Here is a 19,331-nt window from a genome sequence, read left to right as displayed (position 1 = left end):
GGCTGATACCCTGTAGTATGGCATCGCGTTCATATTACTGAGGTATCGGCATGTATCATTTTACGCTAAATGTAACATTTCACGCCCCGCTCACGCCTATTTATGAGGCGTTTCACAAACCTGGTATGCTGATGGAGTGGTTTGCACCTGGCGAGGCTATGGTGGCACAGGTCATGTCAGACTTTGAAGAAGGCGGACGCTATCGTATTGTCTTACAGGAGCCGTCGGGACAGCAATACTCACTGACCGGCCAGTACACCCATATTGTGCCGAATGAGCATCTGGCGTTTTCCTGGGCCTGGGAAGATAACGAAGAAGAGTCGATCATGACCGCGGTGGAGATCCGTTTTGAAGCCGAGGACGCCGATACGACCACAGTAACGCTGACGCAAACCGGCTTTATGAACGAAGAAGAAAGGGACCAGCATCAAAATGGCTGGATGTCATGCCTGGAACAACTGGCGACGCTGCCGCTAAGCGACGCATTTCATGACAATGCAAGCCACTCAGAAAGGCAGTAGCAGCCTCTCTGAGTGACGTTTTCCATGACGCCTGGCTAGCTCATCGATTCCAGCGACGCTTTTCCTGAAGCCTCTTTATAGGATTCGTAATCGCTGTAGCCCTCAGCGCCGCCGCCATACCACTGTGAAGGATCGTCAAAGTCGTTCAGCGGGTAATCGTGCCGGTAGCGCTCAGGCAAATCGGGATTGGTAATAAAGGGGCGGCCAAAGGCAATCATATCGCCATCACCGTCGGCAATACGCTGCTCAGCGCTGGCTTTGTCGTAACCGCAGTTGCCAATGATCATGCCGTCAAATAATGCACGGAATTCAGCCAGTGTCATAGGATCGCCGCGTTCATGGAAGCCAAAACCTAGCCCGTCCATCACATGCAGGTAACCAAGCTCAAGCGCGTTCAGTTGCTGCGCCACATAGGTAAAGGTTTCCCGGTAATCATCGGCGCCCATGTCATTGAATACGCCGTTAGGAGATAGTCGCACCCCGACCTGCGCGGCGGGCCATACCGACAGGACAGCGTCCATGACCTCACCTAAGAAACGGTAGCGGTTTTCTATACTGCCACCATACTCGTCATCACGCTGGTTGCTGCGGCTGTCCAGAAACTGGTTTATCAGGTAACCATTGGCAGCGTGCACCTCAACGCCGTCAAATCCGGCGTCTTTAGCATTTTGTGCCGCTTTACGGTAATCCTCGACAGTACGCGCAATGTCGTCCTGCTCCATAGCGCGTGGAACTTCATAGTCCTTCTTGCCATTTGGAGTATGGATCTGATCGCCCTGTAATTTCACTGCGGAGGCAGAAAAGGGTGGCTTACCATCATGAAAATCGCTGTGCGAAGCGCGCCCGGTATGCCAGAGCTGCAGAACGATGCGTCCCCCGGCATCATGAACCCGCGTTGTCACTGACCGCCAGCCATCAACCATTTGCTGGTTATAGATACCGGCAGAATCGACCCAGCCATTGGCTTCTTCTGAAATGGACGTGGCTTCGGAAATCAGTAAACCTGCGCCGGCACGCTGCGTGTAATAATCACCCATAATTTTATTCGGGATGCGTTCGCTGCCTGCGCGGCCCCTGGTAAGTGGCGCCAGCACCATGCGGTTTTTTAGTGTGAATCCTGCCCATTGCTGGGATTCAAATAACGGCGAGTCTGCCATGCATTACTCCTCTGCGCTTTTTGGTAATTTATCGTCAATACACTATTTGGCTGCAGACGGTTCTCTTCAAGTCACTGACTCATCACCAAATTAACTGAGTTATAGCAATTGGCTATAGTTATAACGCACAGCGATAAATAGCCCTGGCATCGTCCTCCTCGATAGTGCAGGGGTTATTGACCAGTAAACGGGTTTGCAGCATGGCGTCGCGGGCCAGCATGGGTATATCCGCCTCTGATATGCCGCACTCGCTAAGTGTTTGTGGCAGACCAAGCTGACCGGAAAGCGCATAAAAATAACGGGCCATTGCTTCAGCACCGTTATGCTGGGCCAGCAGAGCCGGGCAAATTCGTTGGGCGATAGCCTGGTAATCGCGTTCTGCTGCGCCGGCGTTATGGCGGAGCACATGAGGCAGTACCAGTGCATTACTCAGTCCATGGGGAATATGAAAGTGGCCTCCCAGTGGATAGGCCAGCGCGTGTACGCCGGCGACCGGTGCATTGGCAAAGGCCTGACCGGCAAGAAACGCCCCCAGCAGCATATTGTGGCGAACCATGACATCATCTGGTTCCTCGCAGGCCCGGCGGATATTGGCCGACAGCAGAGTGAGCGCCTGATCTGCGAGCATCGCCGAATAGGGATTCCGTTTTAGTTTACTGGTAGTGGCTTCAATCGCGTGCACCATGGCATCAATGCCGGTAGCGGCCGTGACAGGTTTTGGCAGGCCGGTGGTCAGGCTGGCATCAAGCAGCGCCAGATCTGGCAGTAACAGCGACGAAACTACGCCGGCTTTGGTGGTCTCACCTGTGGTTACGACCGCCACGGGGGTAGCTTCTGAGCCGGTTCCCGCGGTGGTAGGGATAAGAATAAGCGGTAAGCGGGTGCCACGTACCTGATCGACGCCATATAACTCTGGCAGAGTCTGTACGTCTTCCTGCCTCTGCACACACGCCAGACGGGCAATCAGTTTGGCGGTATCCAGCGAGCTGCCGCCCCCCAGACCTATTACCGCATCGGCCTGGTGCGCGGTAGCGGCCGCCACGGCTGCCTCTACAATCGATTCAGGCGGGTCAGCGATAACGCCGTCATACACGCCCACTGCGTGGGTCTGTTCAAGGCGAATTACTACCGGCTCCAGTAACCCTGCCGCAACAATACCGTTATCGGTAACCAGCAACGGGCGTGAAATATGACGGGCAGTGAGTTCGCGGCCAAGCTGGCTGACACAGTCTGGTTCACAGATAACACCAGGAACCGTGGTAAATCGAAATGCCGACATGGCGTCTCTCCGGCGTGTGGTCAATGCCTAAAGTGTAACCAAGTCGTCATCGGCCTGCCGTTTGATTTCTGAATAAGCAAGTATTCATCAGGTCGATAGGTAATACCAAATCTTCCCGGATTGGTATAGAGACGGCGCTATTGCCTGGCGGCCTGAGGTGCAAGCGGCAGCGTAAAGACCTGGATCGTGTCTAGTACTGCCCCCTGAGTTCCCGTATTTCCCCCAATCACAAATACCTCGTCCCCGAACACCACCGCAACATTATGGCGGCTGGCCTGATAATCACTTGTCGGGTACGACCAGGTGTTGGTCTTCATATTCACCTTCATGACCCGGTCCATGTCGTTGTAATCACCAAACACGTAGACATCCTCCTGATAGGCGATAAGTGAATGTGCACTGAAGGGAGCAGGAGCATCGGGCAATGATCGCCAGGTGTCGCTGGGAGCGTCATAGCATTCTATGGTGGCAAATTGCTCAAAGCCGTTGTACCCCCCCATGGCACAGATTGTCTCGTTGACAGCGACAACTTTAGTGTTTCTTGGGACACGTAAATTAGCCAGGCGTGACCATGTTTTGTTTTGCAGGTCAAAGGCGGTGGTAAAGGGCGTAGCCAGTAATGTAAGGCCTTCACCCTGGCGTTTAGGCACGGTGGTGGTACCGCCCGCAACGATAAGCTTATCCCCTATTTTAGCGGCGGAATTAAAGCTTCGTGGGACCCGCATTGGCGTAGTCGAGGTGATCTCATGGGTGGTGGTGTTAAACACTTCAACCGTGGCGACATATCGAAGTTCATCATCCACCACCATATGGCCACCCAGCAGGAAAACAGACTCTTCACCGTCCCACACAGCGGTTAAATAGCGTCGCGGAAGAATTTTCGTTGAAAGCAATGTGACTTCCCGTGTGTCGGGGTCAATCATCTCCACACTGGACAGAAACCCGCGTTCTCCGCCACCACCGAAAACATAAATATGTTCATCGTCTGCCACAGCGGCGTGGCCATAGCGGGCCATATGCAGGGTAGAGGGTTTGTTCGCTGGCTCTGGTGATGATGCACAGGCCGTTATAAGAAGCAGGCTGACAAGGGCCGCAACGCTGCAACGGGGCAAGAAGGCTAATGCCATAATTATTAACATCCATTGTTTTGATTAAGATGCTGGTACTGTACTGATATTGTGAAGAAAACGCGAATCCCGTCAGCGCTGCTGTGCAGAAACAAAAGAGACAGTCGAGCCTGATGCAGCTTCTTTACCTGGCTTTACAGCAGGTGCCGAGCACCGCTGGCCGTGATGCGCCGGTGACGGCGGGCAGGTTGCCCAATACGTTATGCTGGTAGGCCCAGGCCAGCCACGCAAAGGCAGCGCCTTCCACCCACTGTGGGTGCAGCCCCAGATGCTGACTGGTTTGTACTTCAACAGCCGTTGCCGACAAAGCGTCGGTAATGGCGGTAACCAGGCGTGTGTTAAACGCCCCCCCGCCACAAATAATCAGTTGTGTTGTTGAGTCGGCAGAGTGAGAAAGTGCCTTTATAGCCTGAGCGATACTTTGCGCGGTCAGGCTCAGCAGGGTGGCCTGCATATCATGAGGGAGTATGGTTTTATCGCCGCCAAGCGCGGCACATTTCTCTTCAAGCCAGGTCAGGTTGAAGTATTCCGGCCCGGCGCTCTTTGGAGAAGGCCTGCTAAAGTACGGATCAGCAAGCATGACGGTAAGCAAGTCGGTGTCTGGTTTGCCGGTGGCCGCCCAGTTCCCGTTTTCATCATAGGGCTGGCATAGGTGCTTAAGGCACCAGGCATCCAACAGGGTATTACCGGGCCCGGTATCAAAGCCGGTGACGGTTTTCTCATCACCAGCGGGCAACACCGACACATTGGCAATACCGCCTATATTGAGCACGATGCGCGTGCGCGCAGGATCAGCAAACTGAAACGCGTGAAAGGCCGGTGCAAGCGGGGCACCCTGTCCGCCGAGTGCCACGTCTTTAGATCTAAAATCGCCAATTACATCAATGCCGGTATTCACAGCCAGCGTGGCCATATCGCCAATTTGCAGGGTAAAGGGCGGGGTAGCATCCGGTGCGTGTAATATGGTCTGGCCATGTGAGCCGATGGCGGTAATGGCATCGGCCTGGAGATTCTGCGACTGCAAAAGATCATTCACAGTGTCGGCAAAGACACCGGCCACCTCGCGGTTGGCCCTGGCCATGGTGCTTATGTCGGCGGTCGGTGTGCGGGCCAGATAGCGAAGCGTAGCATTCAGCGTCGCCGGGTAGGGGCGGGAGGACTGCGCAATACTGCGGCAGCCCTCCGGCGTAATATCACACAGCACCGCGTCCACGCCGTCCATACTGGTCCCTGACATGACACCAATGTAAAGCGCCATATTACTTCTGCAGCGCCAGCATGATCCGCTTGGTGTTATCGAGCTGCGCATTGCGCACCTTTGCGATCTGCATAAATGCGTCACGCTGAGACTCATCGATAGGACGCGCCTTCGGCAGTTCTACGGTACGCGGATTGCGGTGGACACCGTCGACCAGAAATTCATAGTGTACGTGCGGACCACTGGCAAGGCCGGTACTGCCCAGATAGCCAATAGTCTGGCCCTGTTTTACGGTATCCCCCACTTTCACCGCACGCTTGGAAAAATGCAGATACTTGGTGGTGTAGCGCTCGCCGTGTTTAATAAATACATGATGGCCGTTGTACTTATCGTACGAGGATTTAATTACCCGACCATCACCGGCAGCCATGACAGGTGTACCGCGCGCAGCGGCGTAGTCGGTGCCTCGGTGGGCTTTCCAGCGCTTCTGAACCGGGTGAAAGCGTGACTTGGAAAAGTTTGAGCTGACGTATTTAAAATTAACCGGCGCTCGCAGAAAGCTTTTGCGCATGCTGCGGCCTTCTGGCGTGTAATAGCGGCCATCATCATGCAGGATCGCCCGGAAGGTCTCTCCACGATTTACAAATTCAGCTGCGACGATATCGCCAAAGCCGACAAATTCGCCATCAATATACTGTTCTTCGTAAATGACATTGAACGCGTCCCCCTGACGCAGTTCCATGGCAAAGTCGATGTCCCAGCCAAAGATACCGGCCAGACTCATGATTTGATTGCTGGTCATGCCGGCTTCAACCGCGGCATTCCAGAAACTGGAATCAATTTCGCCCTGGGCAAAGTTGTACCGAATATCTACCTGGCGCGTCTCAAGTTCTGCAACCAGGCTGGTGCCGTTGTCTTGTGTCACCGGTTTGACGTAAAGAGTTTCTGTTGAGGACAGTTTATAACGCAGACCGCCAAACAGCCCTTCGGCGTCGGTTTTAAAGGATAACTCATCCCCGGGCAGCAGCGTGACCAGCGTTTTGGCAAGTTCACCAGACTGTGTCACATCGTACACATCACGGGCAGAGAAACCTGCACGCTTAAAAATTTTAGCCAGAGTATCGCCGCTTCGTACGCGGTAGGTTTGCCAGGGCGTTTCGTCTTCATCAAGAAACGCATCGCCTGCGCCACTCACAGAAATAGACAAGGGGTAACGCACGCCTGCATCCAGGGTGGTCGCTTCGCTATGACGGCTTGCTTCCACTGGATCTGAGGGATAAAAAACAAGACCACCAAGCAGCAGCGCGGCTGCGGCGAGTCCCGCTTTGTGTGGTCTGGGCAACCGTTTAATAGTGGCTACCAGCATATCGATTTGCATTCTCATAATACTACCCAACCTGAGAATATCGTGTTCGGCCACGACTTTCTACTTTAAGTTGTTCAATTTCACATCGTTTTCACGTGCGTATTGTGCATAAATTGCACGTCTTTTTGTCGCAGTTGCCGCATTTTATTAACGCGCAGTGTGAACAGGCAACGCTTTTTGACGCGCGACGCTTTCATTGGTTCCTCGGGATGCGTAAAATACCCGTCTTATTTTTGGACCAACCAACAGAGTGTAAAGCTAACCGATGAAAGACTGGCAGACAGCATTCGCGGAAATTAAACGCGGTACGGACGAGATCCTCCCTGAAGACGACCTGATTGAAAAACTTAAATCGGGCAAAACACTCACCGTTAAAGCAGGCTTTGACCCAACCGCGCCAGACCTTCATCTTGGCCACACTGTGCTAATAAACAAGCTTAGAGCGTTTCAGCAACACGGTCACAAGGTTGTTTTTCTTATTGGTGACTTTACTGGCCTGATTGGCGATCCTACCGGGAAAAATGTCACACGCAAGCCATTGAGTAAAGATCAGGTATTAGAAAACGCAAAAACGTATCAGGAGCAGGTCTTTAAAATTCTGGATCCCGAGCTTACCGAAATCCGCTTTAACTCGGAATGGATGGATAAACTGGGCGCCGATGGCATGATTAAACTGGCGGCCAGTCAGACGGTCGCGCGTATGCTGGAGCGGGATGACTTTAAAAAGCGCTACAACAGCAATCAGCCTATTGCCATTCATGAATTTTTATACCCGCTGGTGCAGGGCTGGGACTCTGTGGCCCTGCATGCCGATGTAGAGCTGGGAGGCACCGATCAGCGCTTTAATCTGCTGATGGGCCGCGAGCTGCAAAAAGAGAATGGCCAGGCGCAGCAAACCATCGTGATGATGCCGCTGCTGGAAGGGCTGGATGGCGTGCAGAAGATGTCCAAGTCACTGAACAATTATATTGGCATTACCGATACGCCCAACGAGATGTTCGGCAAGATCATGTCGATTTCCGATGAGCTGATGTGGCGCTACTACGAGCTGTTAAGCTTTAAGCCGCTGGAAGAGATTGCTGCCCTTAAACAGCGTATGGCCGATGGCGAAAATCCGCGCGATATTAAAATCATTCTGGCCAGAGAGCTTATCGCACGTTTTCACAGTGATGAGGCGGCAGAGCAGGCCTATCAGGACTTTGTGCAGCGTTTCCAGAAAAATGCGATTCCGGATGAGATGCCAGAGCACAGCATTGATCTGGGGGAAGAGGGCATTGCTATTGGGAACCTGCTCAAACAGGCAGGTCTGGTTGGTTCCACCTCTGATGCTATGCGTATGATAAAGCAGGGCGCAGTTAAAATTGACGGTGAAAAAGTCACCGACACCCGCCTGACACTCACTGAAGCCAGTGAGAACGTGTATCAGGTAGGCAAACGTAAATTTGCCCGGGTGACATTACGCTAATCAGTCTGTCGCCCTGATTGTCGCGCTCAGGTCATTGATGCCTGAGCGCTATTTATCTTTTTTCCAGCGTTCGTGCTCCTGGCGTTCCCGCACAATATCTTCCAGTGCAGAACCCGGATCCTCCTCACCCGCCACCGATTCATCGGGGCTGCTGGATTCCGCGTCTTCATGGGAAATGGGCTTACGCTTATCCCATTCGCGTTCATTAAACGTTTTAGTCATAACATTCCTCCACTTTCGCCTGTGGTAATAAGCTTAGACAGTACCACCAGGGTGATCGTTCGCTGACTCTTTGCTACCGGGAGTAGGGGGGACGGTTGTCCGGCGTATGGTCGGCCACAAACGCCCCGCGTTCTCCCAGTGGTTTGTCTTTGCCGTGGGTGCTGTCTTTTTCCGTCTGCAGCTCCAGTGAGGAGTTCAGTTCGGCCCCCATCAGAATAATCAGGGCACTGGTATAAAACCAGATAAGTAGAATGACAATGCCAACCACTGAACCATACGTTTTATTAAAGGTAGCAAAGGTTTGTAAGTAATAGGAAAAGGCATAGGAAAAGGCCACCCACAATATCGTAGCAAACAGGGCTCCGGGCGTTACCCAGCGCCATTTCGCACGCGTCCGGTGCGGCCCGTAACGGTAAAGCGACGACAGCCCAACATTGAATAAGATCACCAAAACCAGCCAGGTAACACCTCCAACAGCCAGCTTACCCAGGCCTTTGCCCAGCAGGTAATTGAGCAATTGCGGCATCACAGTAATAATCAGCAACGCCAGAATAATCATGCCGATAATCGCCAGCGTCAGCATCATTCTGGCAATGATGGCGAACATAAAGCGCCGTTTGGTCGATTCATGATAGGTTATATTGCAGGCCGTGATCAGTGCATTGGCCCCTTTACTGCTACTCCACAGTGCGACTAAAACACTCAGTGCAAATCCCCAGCCCAGCGTCTTGTCTGACTTTGAAATAAGCCCCTGAAGCTGTTCTTCAAGAATATACCGGCTGTCAGCAGGCACCACATTAATCAGGTAGCTCATATGGCTTTGCAAATCGTCGAAGGAGACCAGTAAGCCATACAACGAGATGACGGCCGTGAGTAGCGGGAACACAGCCAGCAGGAAATAAAACGCCACGCCTGCCGAGACCAGTTGCAGGTTGTGCGTATTGAGGTTGGCGTAAGTGCGTTTAGTGATTGCCCACCACCCTGATAATGGCATTTGCGTGACGCTTTTTGCGTCCCGTCCCTTGTTGTCAGTCATGCACACCACACCCGTTTTTATGGCTATCCGGTTTACCTTTCTACGTCATTGTATGCAAAACGTTTTAATCAACGGCAAAAGTACGTGGAAAGATGAAAAGTCTTTTAAAATATTATGCAAATAGTAATTATTATCATTTGTGTTGACATTTGTGTGCGTCTGGCTAGTATACCTATCCTCAACACGGGATGACCCGTGAAAATAATGACAAACAGACTCAAAGGACACTCATGAAAGCACGCGTCGCACTTAGCAGCCTGGCACTGGCTGTTCAATTTGGTTTGTCGTCAACGGCGATGGCAGTACCCATGCCGGATGACAGTGAAATAGAGCATCTGGTAGTAACAGCAACAGGCTTTGAGCAAAAGCTGACTCAGGCGCCTGCCAGTATCTCGGTGATTACCGCCGACGACATTAAAACCCGTTCGTTTACGTCGCTGCTGGATGCAGTCAAATATCAGGAAGGCATCGATATTGGCTCTACCCGGGATAAAACCGGTCAGGGCAGTGTAAGTATGCGGGGGTTAACCGGTGAGTATACGCTGATTCTGATTGACGGACGCAGGCAGAACAACCACGGCGATATTTACCCCAACAACTTTGGTGGCAATGCCTTTAACCATATTCCGCCACTTGAAACCATTGAGCGGATAGAGGTTATCCGTGGTCCGGCCTCAACGCTTTATGGCGCGGATGCGCTGGGCGGCGTGATCAATGTGATCACGAAAAAGCACAGCGAGGAGTGGACAGGTTCAGTCACTTTTGGCCGCAGCCTGCAAACCAGCGACGATTTTGGCAACGATATTACCACCGATTTTGCCGTGAACGGGCCGCTGATCGCGGATACGCTGAGCCTGGGAGTGCGTGGCAGCATGTACGAGCAACAGGCATCGTCGCCGCAATTTGCACCTGCAGTTGATCCCAATGGCACGGTGCATGTTCGTTCACTGGGGTTTGGCAGCGGTGGTCGTACCGTAGATAACACCAATGAGCATTTTGGCTTTAGTCTTGACTACACACCGGCAAAAGGCCATGAAGTTTCATTCGATTATGACAACTCCCACCAGGAATACGACAATACGCCGGAATACAACATTGAAACGGATGAAATTATTTATCCGTTGGGAACACGCGATAGTATTGAAAGCCTGTGGCAGGATCGTGGTGGTCAGGTTAATCCTCGTGCCGGCTATGCGTCAGATCAGGAGTTTGATCGGCAGTGGTGGTCTCTGGCCTACGATGGTGAGTTTGAGCTCGGCACTTTGATGGCAGCGCTGTCTTATGTCGACACCCAGAATAACGGACGAACGCTGCCGTTAAGTGTTGATGAAAGGCTGTTACTCCAGCAAATGTATGATGGGGTGGGTGAATATGCAGATTTGCCGGAAGAAGAGCGTCGCGACATTGCAGCCCAGACCTTTCTGCCGCGTCCGGCACGGCCGCTGGACAGCAGTCAGTACACCTTCGATCTGCGCTTTGATATTCCTGTCAGCGATGTTGCTGGCGACCATAATCTGGTACTAGGTGGTCAGGTGATAGACGGAGAGCTGCAGGACGGTGTGTTTGGATTGGAATCGGGTAATGCCGGTGCCATTCAGGAACAAAAGATGTACTCGGTGTTTGCTGAGGATAACTGGATGATGACGGACGCGCTGACGTTGACTGCAGGTGTGCGCTACGATGACCATGATGTATTTGGCAGCCAGACCTCGCCGCGTGTCTATGCCGTTTATAATTTAAACGACTACTGGACAGTGAAGGGAGGTGTCAGTACCGGATACAAAACGCCTCAGACCACCGATCTCTACGATGGTGTAACCGGGTTTGGCGGGCAGGGCACCAGTCCGTTTGCCGGGAACCCTGATCTTCAGCCTGAAACCAGTGTAAACTCCGAGATTGCGCTCTACTGGAGCACCCGTGAGCATAATTTCAATATTACTTACTTTAACACCCGCTTCGACGACAAAATTGCCCGCGGTGACACTGTGCTCAGTTGTGAGGTGACCGGTGGACAGCGCCCCTGTGTAAACCTTGGTGAGTACGATCAGCTTGGTTACGATACTTACAGCCAGAAAATTAATATCGACAGTGTTGATGTGCAGGGGATCGAACTGGCGGGGCGTTATTCAATTACTGCAGACTGGTCCCTGTATGCTAACTACACCTGGACCGACAGTGAGCAAAAGAGCGGCGAACAGGAAGGCTTACCGCTAACTAATACAGCTGAGCATATGGCCAACGTAAATCTGGGCTGGGATGTCACCAGCGACCTGAATATTTATTTGCAGGGCGAGTTCAGGTCTGATCGCTACCGCGGCTATGACTCTGTTTTTGAACGTGAACTGTACTTCGAAAACTACAGCCTGCTGAATTTAGGAGCACGCTGGACGCTAAATGATCATGTGGTCGTAAATTTACGCGTAAATAACCTGCTTGACCGTGACTTCACCTCGTATTCCGTAGAATATAACGACCTCAATGGCGATGGTGAGTTTGAATATCTGACAGGGCGTGGTGTGGTCAGCGAAGTTGCCTTTACTGATGACTATAACGTGAAAGATAAGGCCAGAAACTTCTGGGCCAGTGTCACGGTGAGCTTTTAACTGAAGGATTGGGGCGAATGACGCCCCATGCATAGGGTGTGTAAATGCAGTTCGGGTTGGGGTCAATAAGGCAGTGGCACTGGATCAGTGCGGCGGTTTCACTGGCAGGCATGCTAATGTTTGCACTAACGGGGATCACGCTGAATCATGCTGCTGATATCAGTGTTGAACCAGAGGTCGTGACCATTGATGCACAGCTACCTGATGCGCTGATTTCTGCATTGCGGCGCGCCAATCCGGAAGACCGGCATCATCAGGTTCCGCCGGCACTCAATGCCTGGCTTACCACAAAGCATGACATTCGTATAAGTCAGCAGGCGCACGTCGAATGGAGCGATGAAGAAATGTATTTCGCGATGGCGGGTCCTGGTGTGGACGCCTGGCTGGCCGTTGATCTGGCATTTAACGAACTGATTTACGAACGTACCGATCGCGGCTGGATAGCCTACTTCAATGACTTGCACAAAGGCCGCGACAGTGGCCCGGTGTGGGGGTGGTTTATCGATATTTTCGCCGCAGTGTGCGTTATTTTTTGTGTTACCGGCCTGATATTGCTTACCCGACAGACCAGACACCGCCCCATGACCTGGCCGTTAACCTCGCTGGGCCTGGTGTTACCTGTCATTTTGTTACTACTTTTTGTTCATTAATGTGAGGGAGAACACATTGGTTAAATTTTATTCCGTTTTATTAGCCGTATGCACGTGGCCATTGTCATTAGCCGCACTGGCCGCACCGCAGGCGGCACTGGAAATTACGCTGCCGAGAATGCAGGTGGCCGAGTATCACAAGCCGTATCTGGCCGTATGGCTGGAAGACAGTGCACGCAATGCCACGCAGGTTGCGGTGTGGTATGACGTAGCGATGCGTGAAGCCAAAGGCGAGGAATGGCTTGCTGATCTTCGTCAATGGTGGCGACGGGGCGGGCGCAGTCTGACCATGCCAATTGACGGTATTACCAGTGCCACCAAAGGGCCAGGCAGCCACGTCATTGACCTGTCGTTGCAGTCTGTACTTCGCGAACTGCCAGACGGTGAATACCGACTGCGCGTAGAAGCCGCCAGAGAAGTGGGCGGCAGAGAGTTGCTCAGTCTGGCGATTACCCTGCCACTGGATAATGCCACTCTGCCTGTCATTGAAAAAGGCAGCAGTGAACTGAGTCAGGTACGCCTTTATAGCGTAGCTCCCTAACCAAAACTGCACGGAGATTGCACATGAAACCTTTTACTTATTTGACCCCGATTACCGGTGTGTTGGCCGCTCTAATGCTGACTGCCCCGGCGCAGGCGCACCGCGCATGGATAAAACCCAGTGAAACCGTGCTTTCCGGCGAGCAAAACTACGTCACGTTTGATGCGGCCGTGTCCAATACGCTGTTTGTGCCCGAGTATGTCGCATATAACACGGCGGCTATTACAGTAACCGCGCCGGACGGGAACAACGTTAAGATTGAAAATGCCAGTAAAGGTAAATACCGCTCAGTATTTGATGTTCCGCTAAAAAAACCGGGGACGTATAAGATTGCCTCTGCCTCCAGCGGGTTACGGGCATTCTGGCGTGATGAGCAGGGAAACCGCAAAATGTGGCCGGGCCGCGGTGGTGCCAAAGACGGCGAAACGTATGAGAACTCGGTGCCTGATAATGCCGCTGAGCTGCGGGTGACTTATGGTTCGCGCCGCACGGAAACATTCGTTACCTTAGGTGCGCCCTCAACAGAGTCGCTGCAACCTTCAAATCAGGGATTAGAGCTGGTCGTGAACACCCATCCCAATGACCTGTATGCGACTGAGCAGGCTTCGTTTTCGTTTTTGATTGATGGTGAACCAGCCGCTGGTGTCGAGATAGAAATTGTTCGTGGCAGCATGCGTTACCGCAACGCCTCTGAAGCAATAACCTCCACGACCGACGAGAAAGGTCGGTTTACTGTGACCTGGCCTGAGGCTGGCATGTACTTTGTCGAGGCCTCTTACAGTGACGACAAAGCCAAAGCGCCAGCCACCGAGAGACGTGGCAGCTACTCGGCGACGTTCGAAGTATTGCCGCTGTAATATTGTGATTGAATCGGTACGTACCATGCTGGCCCTTTTCCTTGGGCTGGCCTGGCTGTTGTGGACAGTGATGACACTATGGCGTCAGCATCGGACTGGCCCTTTTGCAATGTCTGATACGCTGGTAGCGTATGCCAGTCAGACAGGTACCGCGCAGTCAATGGCGACTGAATTTGCACAGCGTCACAACCTGCAGCCGCCGCTGGCACTCGGCAAGCTTTCGCCGAATGCACTGGCTGAGGCGAAAGAGCTGCACTGTTTTGTCAGCACCTATGGCGATGGCGAGCCACCGGACAACGGCAGAAAGTTTGCTAAAAGCTTAAACAACCTGAATACAGGTCTCTCTGAGCTAAGCTTCCATGTGACCGCGCTGGGCGACAGGCGCTATCCTGACTTTTGTGCGTTTGGGCACCTTCTTTATGAGCGTTTGCAGTCTCACGGTGCTACGCCATTAGGGGCAATAACCTGTGTTGATGCCAGCGAGGCGAATCAAACAGACAACACGCAATACCGTAACGCCGAGCTGGTGTCCAGACAGTATCTTAATCCACACAGTGATGCGCCGGGATTGTATGCACTAATGTTTGCTGCACCAGACTGTTGCTGGCAGGCAGGAGACTGGCTGGATGTTCGGGTGCCCGATCCCGCCAATCCGTCCGCGTATCTGTCGCCGCGCACCTATTCAGTCGCAAGCGCTGGCGACAGCAAAACATTGCGTTTGATCGTCAGGCACCTGATAAAATCAGACGGACAATCAGGCCTGGCCTCGCACTTCTTAACGCACACGCTTACAGAAGGCGAATATATTAGTGTCCGTGTGCGCCAGAATCCGGCCATGACACTGACAAACTGCAATGCCCCACTGCTGCTGATTGGTGCCGGAAGTGGGCTGGCGGGGCTGCTTGGCGTGATTGAAACGCTGGCGCAACGTGCAGTTCGCCGACCAATCTGGCTTATTTATGGTGAACGCGACCCGCACGACGATCGTCCCTATGCCGACAAACTCGACGCCTGGCTGAATACAGGCGTCATCGCACAGATGAACCTCGTATTCTCCCGTCAGCGCCCAATGGCGACCACCGCATTGCGATATTGTCAGGATGTGTTGCTTGATAAGCCGGCTGCAGTCAGCGACTTTCTGGGTGGCAGTGGCCACATTCTGGTATGCGGCAGCCTGCAGGGGATGGGAAGTAGCGTAGATCAGGCACTACGCGACATTCTGGGTGACGCATGCCTTGAAGCGATGGCACAACACGGCCGCTACCATCGCGACCTGTATTAACTACGGGAAAGTCATTTTTTTGCGGTGAGTTATAATTAGTATTGATGCGTGATGAGGGGAAGGACTGAATATGAGTCCCGTACCCAGCCTGCCACGGCCGTTTGAAAAATCACCAGACTCGGTATCTCCACGCATCCATCGCTTTCATTCTTATCACCCGACATGGTTTTACTGGTATTATTACCGTTCTGATTATGTGGTCACATTTATTGGGCCACCTGAGCGTTAGGTACTGACAGAAAAAGCAGGTTTAACCGCAACTCAACGGGCTGGTACATTGTGTTTATTGTGAACGCCCTTCTGTAAAAAAGGAATATGCAATGTTTGCAGTCGATAACATTATCCTGGTCAGTGCAGTACTTGCGATTCTGGGTGTGCTCGCGAGTAAATTGTCTCCTCGCTTTGGTGTGCCAGTACTGGTGTTATTCCTTGGTGTTGGAATGTTAGCCGGAGAAGATGGCATTGGCCGTATTTTCTTTGATAATGCCGATGCTGCGCACGCCATTGGTACGTTTGCACTTATACTTATTCTTTTTGATGGTGGCCTGCAAACCTCGAAAAAATCAATTCTTCAGGCATGGAAGCCCGCGGCATTACTTGCCACCCTGGGGGTGGTTGGAACCGCCGTGCTTACCGGCCTGGCGGCAATGTATATTTTGGACCTGCCGTTGTACAAAGGTTTACTGCTCGGCGCAATTGTCGGCTCAACGGATGCGGCTGCCGTCTTCTCGGTGCTGCGCAACGCAGGTATCCGTATACCTTCAAAAATAAAATCAACCTTAGAGCTTGAAAGCGCTTCTAACGATCCTATGGCTATTTTTCTCACCATAGGACTGATTACACTCGTTCAGGACAGCACAACACAACCAGTCGATTTACTTGCCTTATTTGCCAGTCAGATGGGCGTAGGCGCAGCAGTCGGTCTGGCTGTCGGTGGTGTGGCGGTATGGTTGTTCAGGCGCATAACTCTCATGGCTATAGGGCTGTACCCGGTATTCGTTATGTTATTTGGCGTGTTGTCGTTCGGTCTTGCGGCGAACCTCAGCGGAAGTGGCTTTTTGGCAACGTTCATCACAGGCGTAATTGTTGGCAATAGCCGGTTCTCTTACCAGCGAAACACATTTGTCTTCTTAGACGGATTAGCATGGCTTGGGCAGATTGCCATGTTTGTAATACTGGGCCTGCTGGTGACACCCACAGAGCTCTTTGTAAACTGGAAAGAAGGACTGCTTATAGCCTGCGTGCTTATTTTTATCGCACGTCCACTGGTCGTCTTACCGATTTTGTTACTTTCCAAAATGTCGCTTAAAGCATCGGTGCTTATTGCCTGGGTAGGATTACGTGGCTCGGTACCGATAATTCTGGCCATATTCCCACTCATCTTCGGTATGCCCTATGCCGAACTGATCTTCAATGTCGTGTTTTTTATTGTGTTGATCTCGGCGCTGTTACAAGGGTCAACCTTGCCCTATGCGGCCCGAAAGCTGGGGCTGGTGCTCAATGATGACGTGCAAGAGTCGAGTACGCTGGAAATAGTGAAAGTGGCAAAAAGTAAACGGGAACTGATTGAAATTGAAGTTTCTTCGCTTTCACCGGCGCGTAATAAAACCATAAGCGAGCTGGGATTACCGGACAACACCGTTGTGGCCATGATTGCAAGGGGGGAAACAACGATCATTCCTAAAGGCAGCACGCAGTTAGAAAAGGGCGATCAGGTCTTTATTATTACCAAAATGCTCGATAAAAATGCGGTCGAAAATCGCTTCTACGCTGACCCCGAATAGGCTGGTGACGCCAGATTGTGGCATTGGCGTGATTCGGGGGAGAGGCTTTCAGCATTCTCCTTTTTAATATGCGATAGTGACCGTAAATCCTTACTGATTAAAAACCTGGCCTGTCAGAGTCGGCTAAAATAGCACTTTCATAGTGTCACTGGCAGGCAATACTATGAAAGTGCAGTTACCTGTTCTGGCATTGTTAGTGGATGCCAAGGTAAACAGGTCGCCTTGAAGATGTGCTTATTCAACCACCTTCGCCCAGTTATACAGTGCGCGTAGTCCCAGCCTGCGCAATCCGGCAAACGGGTAGCGGGGCAGGGGCGAGGAATACAACGGCAGGTCGGTATTAATATCACTTGCTGCATCGCCGCCCATCATGCGCTGGGCCAGTCGCGTCCCGGCCAGGCCTGCAAAGGAAACGCCTGAGCCGCAATATCCCATGGCATATCCCAGGTGCCCACTGTCATCCACGTGAATACGCGGCAGGCTGTCCAGTGCCACACTGACCCAGCCGCTCCAGAAATAGTCGACACCGATACCACTAAGCGCAGGAAAGCTGTCGCACAGGGCGCGTACCATACGCGCTTTCTCCTGAGGATGCTGGGCATGATTGCCTTTAACTGCGCCGCGGCCACCAAACAGCACGCGCCCGTCAGGCAGAGTCCGGTAATAGTATTTCATCATGCGCGTATCCATCATGGATAGCGGACCATCAAGACCTGTGTCGGCGCGCTGCTGTGCGCTTAAAGGCTGTGTGACAATAATACTGGATTGCACCGGAAACTGGCGGTTATCGATGGCATGGTGAAAGGTCGCCGGTGAATAAGCATTGGTAGCCAGTAACAGATTTTTCGCGCGTATTTTGCCTTTCGGCGTTTGCACATAGTAATGATTTTTGCTGTGCTTGATAGCCTTAGCCGGTGTATTCATACAGATCTTCGCGCGCTCTGCATCCGCTGCACGGGCAAGGCCTGCTGCGAGTTTTAACGGGTTGAGAGTCTGTCCCGGCTGCACCAGCGCGCCGTGGGCACCTGACAAACCAAATTCGTTAAGTAAAGCAGGCTTATCGACAAAGCGCACTGAGTCGGATGCCTGCGCATGTTGCAGTTTTGCCTGTCTGCGACTGTGGGCAATTTTATAATAGTCACCGGCAGTAAGGTCACAATCAATGTTATGTCGGTCAATGCGGTCGGTAAGCAAGGTTACAGCGGCCTTAAACTCCTGCGCCATACCCTGACCAATTTCATTTCCCCACTTTTTGCTGATAGCGGGTATACCAAGTCGCCCGGTGCCGTTAAGCACAAAACCGGCATTACGACCGGCGCAGCCAAAGCCGCTGTGCCGGGCATCAATAAGCGTGACATCCTGATTAGCCTCGGCAAGGGTTAGGGCGGCCGACAGGCCAGTATAGCCGGCACCGATGACCAGATAATCGGTGCTGATATCGGTACTCAGGCGGTTAAAATCAGGGGGCGTACAGGTTGTCTTCCAGTAGCTGTTGGCGTCGGGGGTCGTTGCCGTTACTGCACTGTCACTGAGCGGATCGTAGGTCATGAAAACACGAGCAGCATTTCAGCGCCGTCACAGCTGCAGTAGCCGTCACATACCGGACAGTCATAGCCCTCGTACATGGACGCATGGCGCCACTTGTCAGGATGTTTTTTGATAAGTTGTCCGCCATTTTTTGAAAAGTATTTAAAGGCGCTGTTTCCGGGACTGGCCAGCCAGATGTGCGCCAGACCTGCCTGCGCACCCTGAACCTTTGCCTGTTCAACAGAGCGATTAAGCAACTGACTGCCAATGCCTGCGCCCTGCATACTGGGATCGACCGTATTGCATTTAAAGTAGCACACCCGGTCAGCAGGTACAGGCCATGCCTTAGGGGTACACCACTCATCCTGCTGCCACTGGCTGTGGGCATAGGTCAGGCGAAAACCTGCGACTTTATTGTTGTACAGCGCTACGAAGCTGGCATTGGTGCCATCGTGCCAGCTTTTTTGGTAAATCTCGGCAAGGCTCGCCTGGCTGAGGTAATTGTCGCCCTGAACCGCATTGCCCAGCGCAATGACTTCTTCAAAATGCGGCTTCTCTAGCGGTGTGTATACAATCTCGCGGGTCATACTCGCGGATTCAACCCCGAAGTGCACCACTCGCTAAATTAAGCTGTTCTTCGTAATTCATTGAAGACCACCGATGGTTGTTTAAACCCAAGGCATTTCCTTGGCCTTGCATTCAGCGCACGCTCAACG

General features: G+C 52.4%; 18 protein-coding genes. 9 read left to right on the top strand and 9 right to left on the bottom strand.

The window, feature by feature from the left end; translation table 11 throughout:
- Positions 1 to 50 precede the first annotated feature (50 nt).
- Positions 51 to 521: an SRPBCC family protein gene (locus IE054_RS14610; protein ID WP_189407714.1), complete on the top strand. Its 471-nt coding sequence runs from the start codon at positions 51 to 53 to the stop codon at positions 519 to 521.
- A gap of 35 nt (positions 522 to 556) precedes the next feature.
- Here the strand turns inward: IE054_RS14610 and IE054_RS14605 are convergent, their stop codons facing one another.
- From IE054_RS14605 to IE054_RS14585, 5 genes are all read right to left on the bottom strand, one after another.
- Positions 557 to 1,678 (bottom strand): alkene reductase, encoded by a 1,122-nt coding sequence (locus IE054_RS14605; RefSeq protein ID WP_189407712.1) that lies wholly within the window; start codon positions 1,676 to 1,678, stop codon positions 557 to 559.
- Between the two features lie 118 nt (positions 1,679 to 1,796).
- Positions 1,797 to 2,957: an iron-containing alcohol dehydrogenase gene (locus tag IE054_RS14600; protein WP_189407709.1), complete on the bottom strand. Its 1,161-nt coding sequence runs from the start codon at positions 2,955 to 2,957 to the stop codon at positions 1,797 to 1,799.
- Positions 2,958 to 3,094: 137 nt separating this feature from the next.
- Complete coding sequence (locus tag IE054_RS14595) at positions 3,095 to 4,084, bottom strand: Kelch repeat-containing protein (protein WP_189407708.1); 990 nt, start codon at positions 4,082 to 4,084, stop codon at positions 3,095 to 3,097.
- Positions 4,085 to 4,208: 124 nt separating this feature from the next.
- Complete coding sequence (locus tag IE054_RS14590) at positions 4,209 to 5,342, bottom strand: anhydro-N-acetylmuramic acid kinase (protein WP_189407706.1); 1,134 nt, start codon at positions 5,340 to 5,342, stop codon at positions 4,209 to 4,211.
- Position 5,343: 1 nt separating this feature from the next.
- Positions 5,344 to 6,666: a peptidoglycan DD-metalloendopeptidase family protein gene (locus tag IE054_RS14585; protein ID WP_189407703.1), complete on the bottom strand. Its 1,323-nt coding sequence runs from the start codon at positions 6,664 to 6,666 to the stop codon at positions 5,344 to 5,346.
- 247 nt (positions 6,667 to 6,913) lie between these two features.
- On the opposite strand from IE054_RS14585, the gene tyrS reads away from it, so the two are divergent.
- Positions 6,914 to 8,113 carry a tyrosine--tRNA ligase gene (gene tyrS, locus IE054_RS14580; RefSeq protein ID WP_189407701.1) on the top strand — a complete coding sequence of 400 codons (1,200 nt, stop codon included), beginning with the start codon at positions 6,914 to 6,916 and terminating at the stop codon, positions 8,111 to 8,113.
- 48 nt (positions 8,114 to 8,161) lie between these two features.
- On the opposite strand, the gene IE054_RS14575 is transcribed toward tyrS, so the two are convergent.
- Entirely contained in the window at positions 8,162 to 8,335 is a 174-nt protein-coding gene (locus tag IE054_RS14575; protein ID WP_189407700.1) for a hypothetical protein, read from the bottom strand.
- A gap of 73 nt (positions 8,336 to 8,408) precedes the next feature.
- Entirely contained in the window at positions 8,409 to 9,371 is a 963-nt protein-coding gene (locus tag IE054_RS14570; RefSeq protein ID WP_189407697.1) for a YihY/virulence factor BrkB family protein, read from the bottom strand.
- 230 nt (positions 9,372 to 9,601) lie between these two features.
- Here IE054_RS14570 and IE054_RS14565 point away from each other — a divergent pair, with 230 nt between their 5' ends.
- From IE054_RS14565 to IE054_RS14535, 7 genes are all read left to right on the top strand, one after another.
- The gene (locus IE054_RS14565) at positions 9,602 to 11,974 is read left to right on the top strand and encodes a TonB-dependent receptor domain-containing protein (RefSeq protein WP_189407692.1); all 2,373 of its coding nucleotides are present in this window, start codon (positions 9,602 to 9,604) and stop codon (positions 11,972 to 11,974) included.
- Positions 11,975 to 12,018: 44 nt separating this feature from the next.
- Positions 12,019 to 12,624 carry a PepSY-associated TM helix domain-containing protein gene (locus tag IE054_RS14560; RefSeq protein WP_189407691.1) on the top strand — a complete coding sequence of 202 codons (606 nt, stop codon included), beginning with the start codon at positions 12,019 to 12,021 and terminating at the stop codon, positions 12,622 to 12,624.
- Between the two features lie 16 nt (positions 12,625 to 12,640).
- On the top strand, positions 12,641 to 13,165 hold the full coding sequence (locus tag IE054_RS14555) for a DUF2271 domain-containing protein (RefSeq protein WP_229805188.1): 525 nt from the start codon (positions 12,641 to 12,643) through the stop codon (positions 13,163 to 13,165).
- A 23-nt stretch (positions 13,166 to 13,188) separates the two neighbouring features.
- On the top strand, positions 13,189 to 14,022 hold the full coding sequence (locus IE054_RS14550) for a DUF4198 domain-containing protein (protein ID WP_189407690.1): 834 nt from the start codon (positions 13,189 to 13,191) through the stop codon (positions 14,020 to 14,022).
- Positions 14,023 to 14,026: 4 nt separating this feature from the next.
- Positions 14,027 to 15,304: an NADPH cytochrome P450 oxidoreductase family protein gene (locus tag IE054_RS14545; protein WP_189407687.1), complete on the top strand. Its 1,278-nt coding sequence runs from the start codon at positions 14,027 to 14,029 to the stop codon at positions 15,302 to 15,304.
- 70 nt (positions 15,305 to 15,374) lie between these two features.
- Positions 15,375 to 15,533 carry a hypothetical protein gene (locus IE054_RS14540; RefSeq protein ID WP_189407684.1) on the top strand — a complete coding sequence of 53 codons (159 nt, stop codon included), beginning with the start codon at positions 15,375 to 15,377 and terminating at the stop codon, positions 15,531 to 15,533.
- A 91-nt stretch (positions 15,534 to 15,624) separates the two neighbouring features.
- On the top strand, positions 15,625 to 17,088 hold the full coding sequence (locus IE054_RS14535) for a potassium/proton antiporter (protein ID WP_189407682.1): 1,464 nt from the start codon (positions 15,625 to 15,627) through the stop codon (positions 17,086 to 17,088).
- 234 nt (positions 17,089 to 17,322) lie between these two features.
- Here the strand turns inward: IE054_RS14535 and IE054_RS14530 are convergent, their stop codons facing one another.
- Positions 17,323 to 18,636, bottom strand: coding sequence for an NAD(P)/FAD-dependent oxidoreductase (locus IE054_RS14530; protein WP_189407681.1), 1,314 nt, complete (start codon positions 18,634 to 18,636; stop codon positions 17,323 to 17,325).
- The gene (locus IE054_RS14525) at positions 18,633 to 19,202 is read right to left on the bottom strand and encodes a GNAT family N-acetyltransferase (RefSeq protein WP_189407679.1); all 570 of its coding nucleotides are present in this window, start codon (positions 19,200 to 19,202) and stop codon (positions 18,633 to 18,635) included. Before IE054_RS14525 ends, IE054_RS14530 begins: the two co-directional genes overlap by 4 nt.
- Between the last annotated feature and the right edge of the window lie 129 nt (positions 19,203 to 19,331).

It is taken from the genome of Alteromonas halophila (assembly GCF_014651815.1).
Lineage (GTDB): Bacteria > Pseudomonadota > Gammaproteobacteria > Enterobacterales > Alteromonadaceae > Alteromonas > Alteromonas halophila.
The sequence above is the reverse complement of the archived record's forward strand: the minus strand, read 5'-3'. Positions and strand labels throughout refer to the sequence as shown.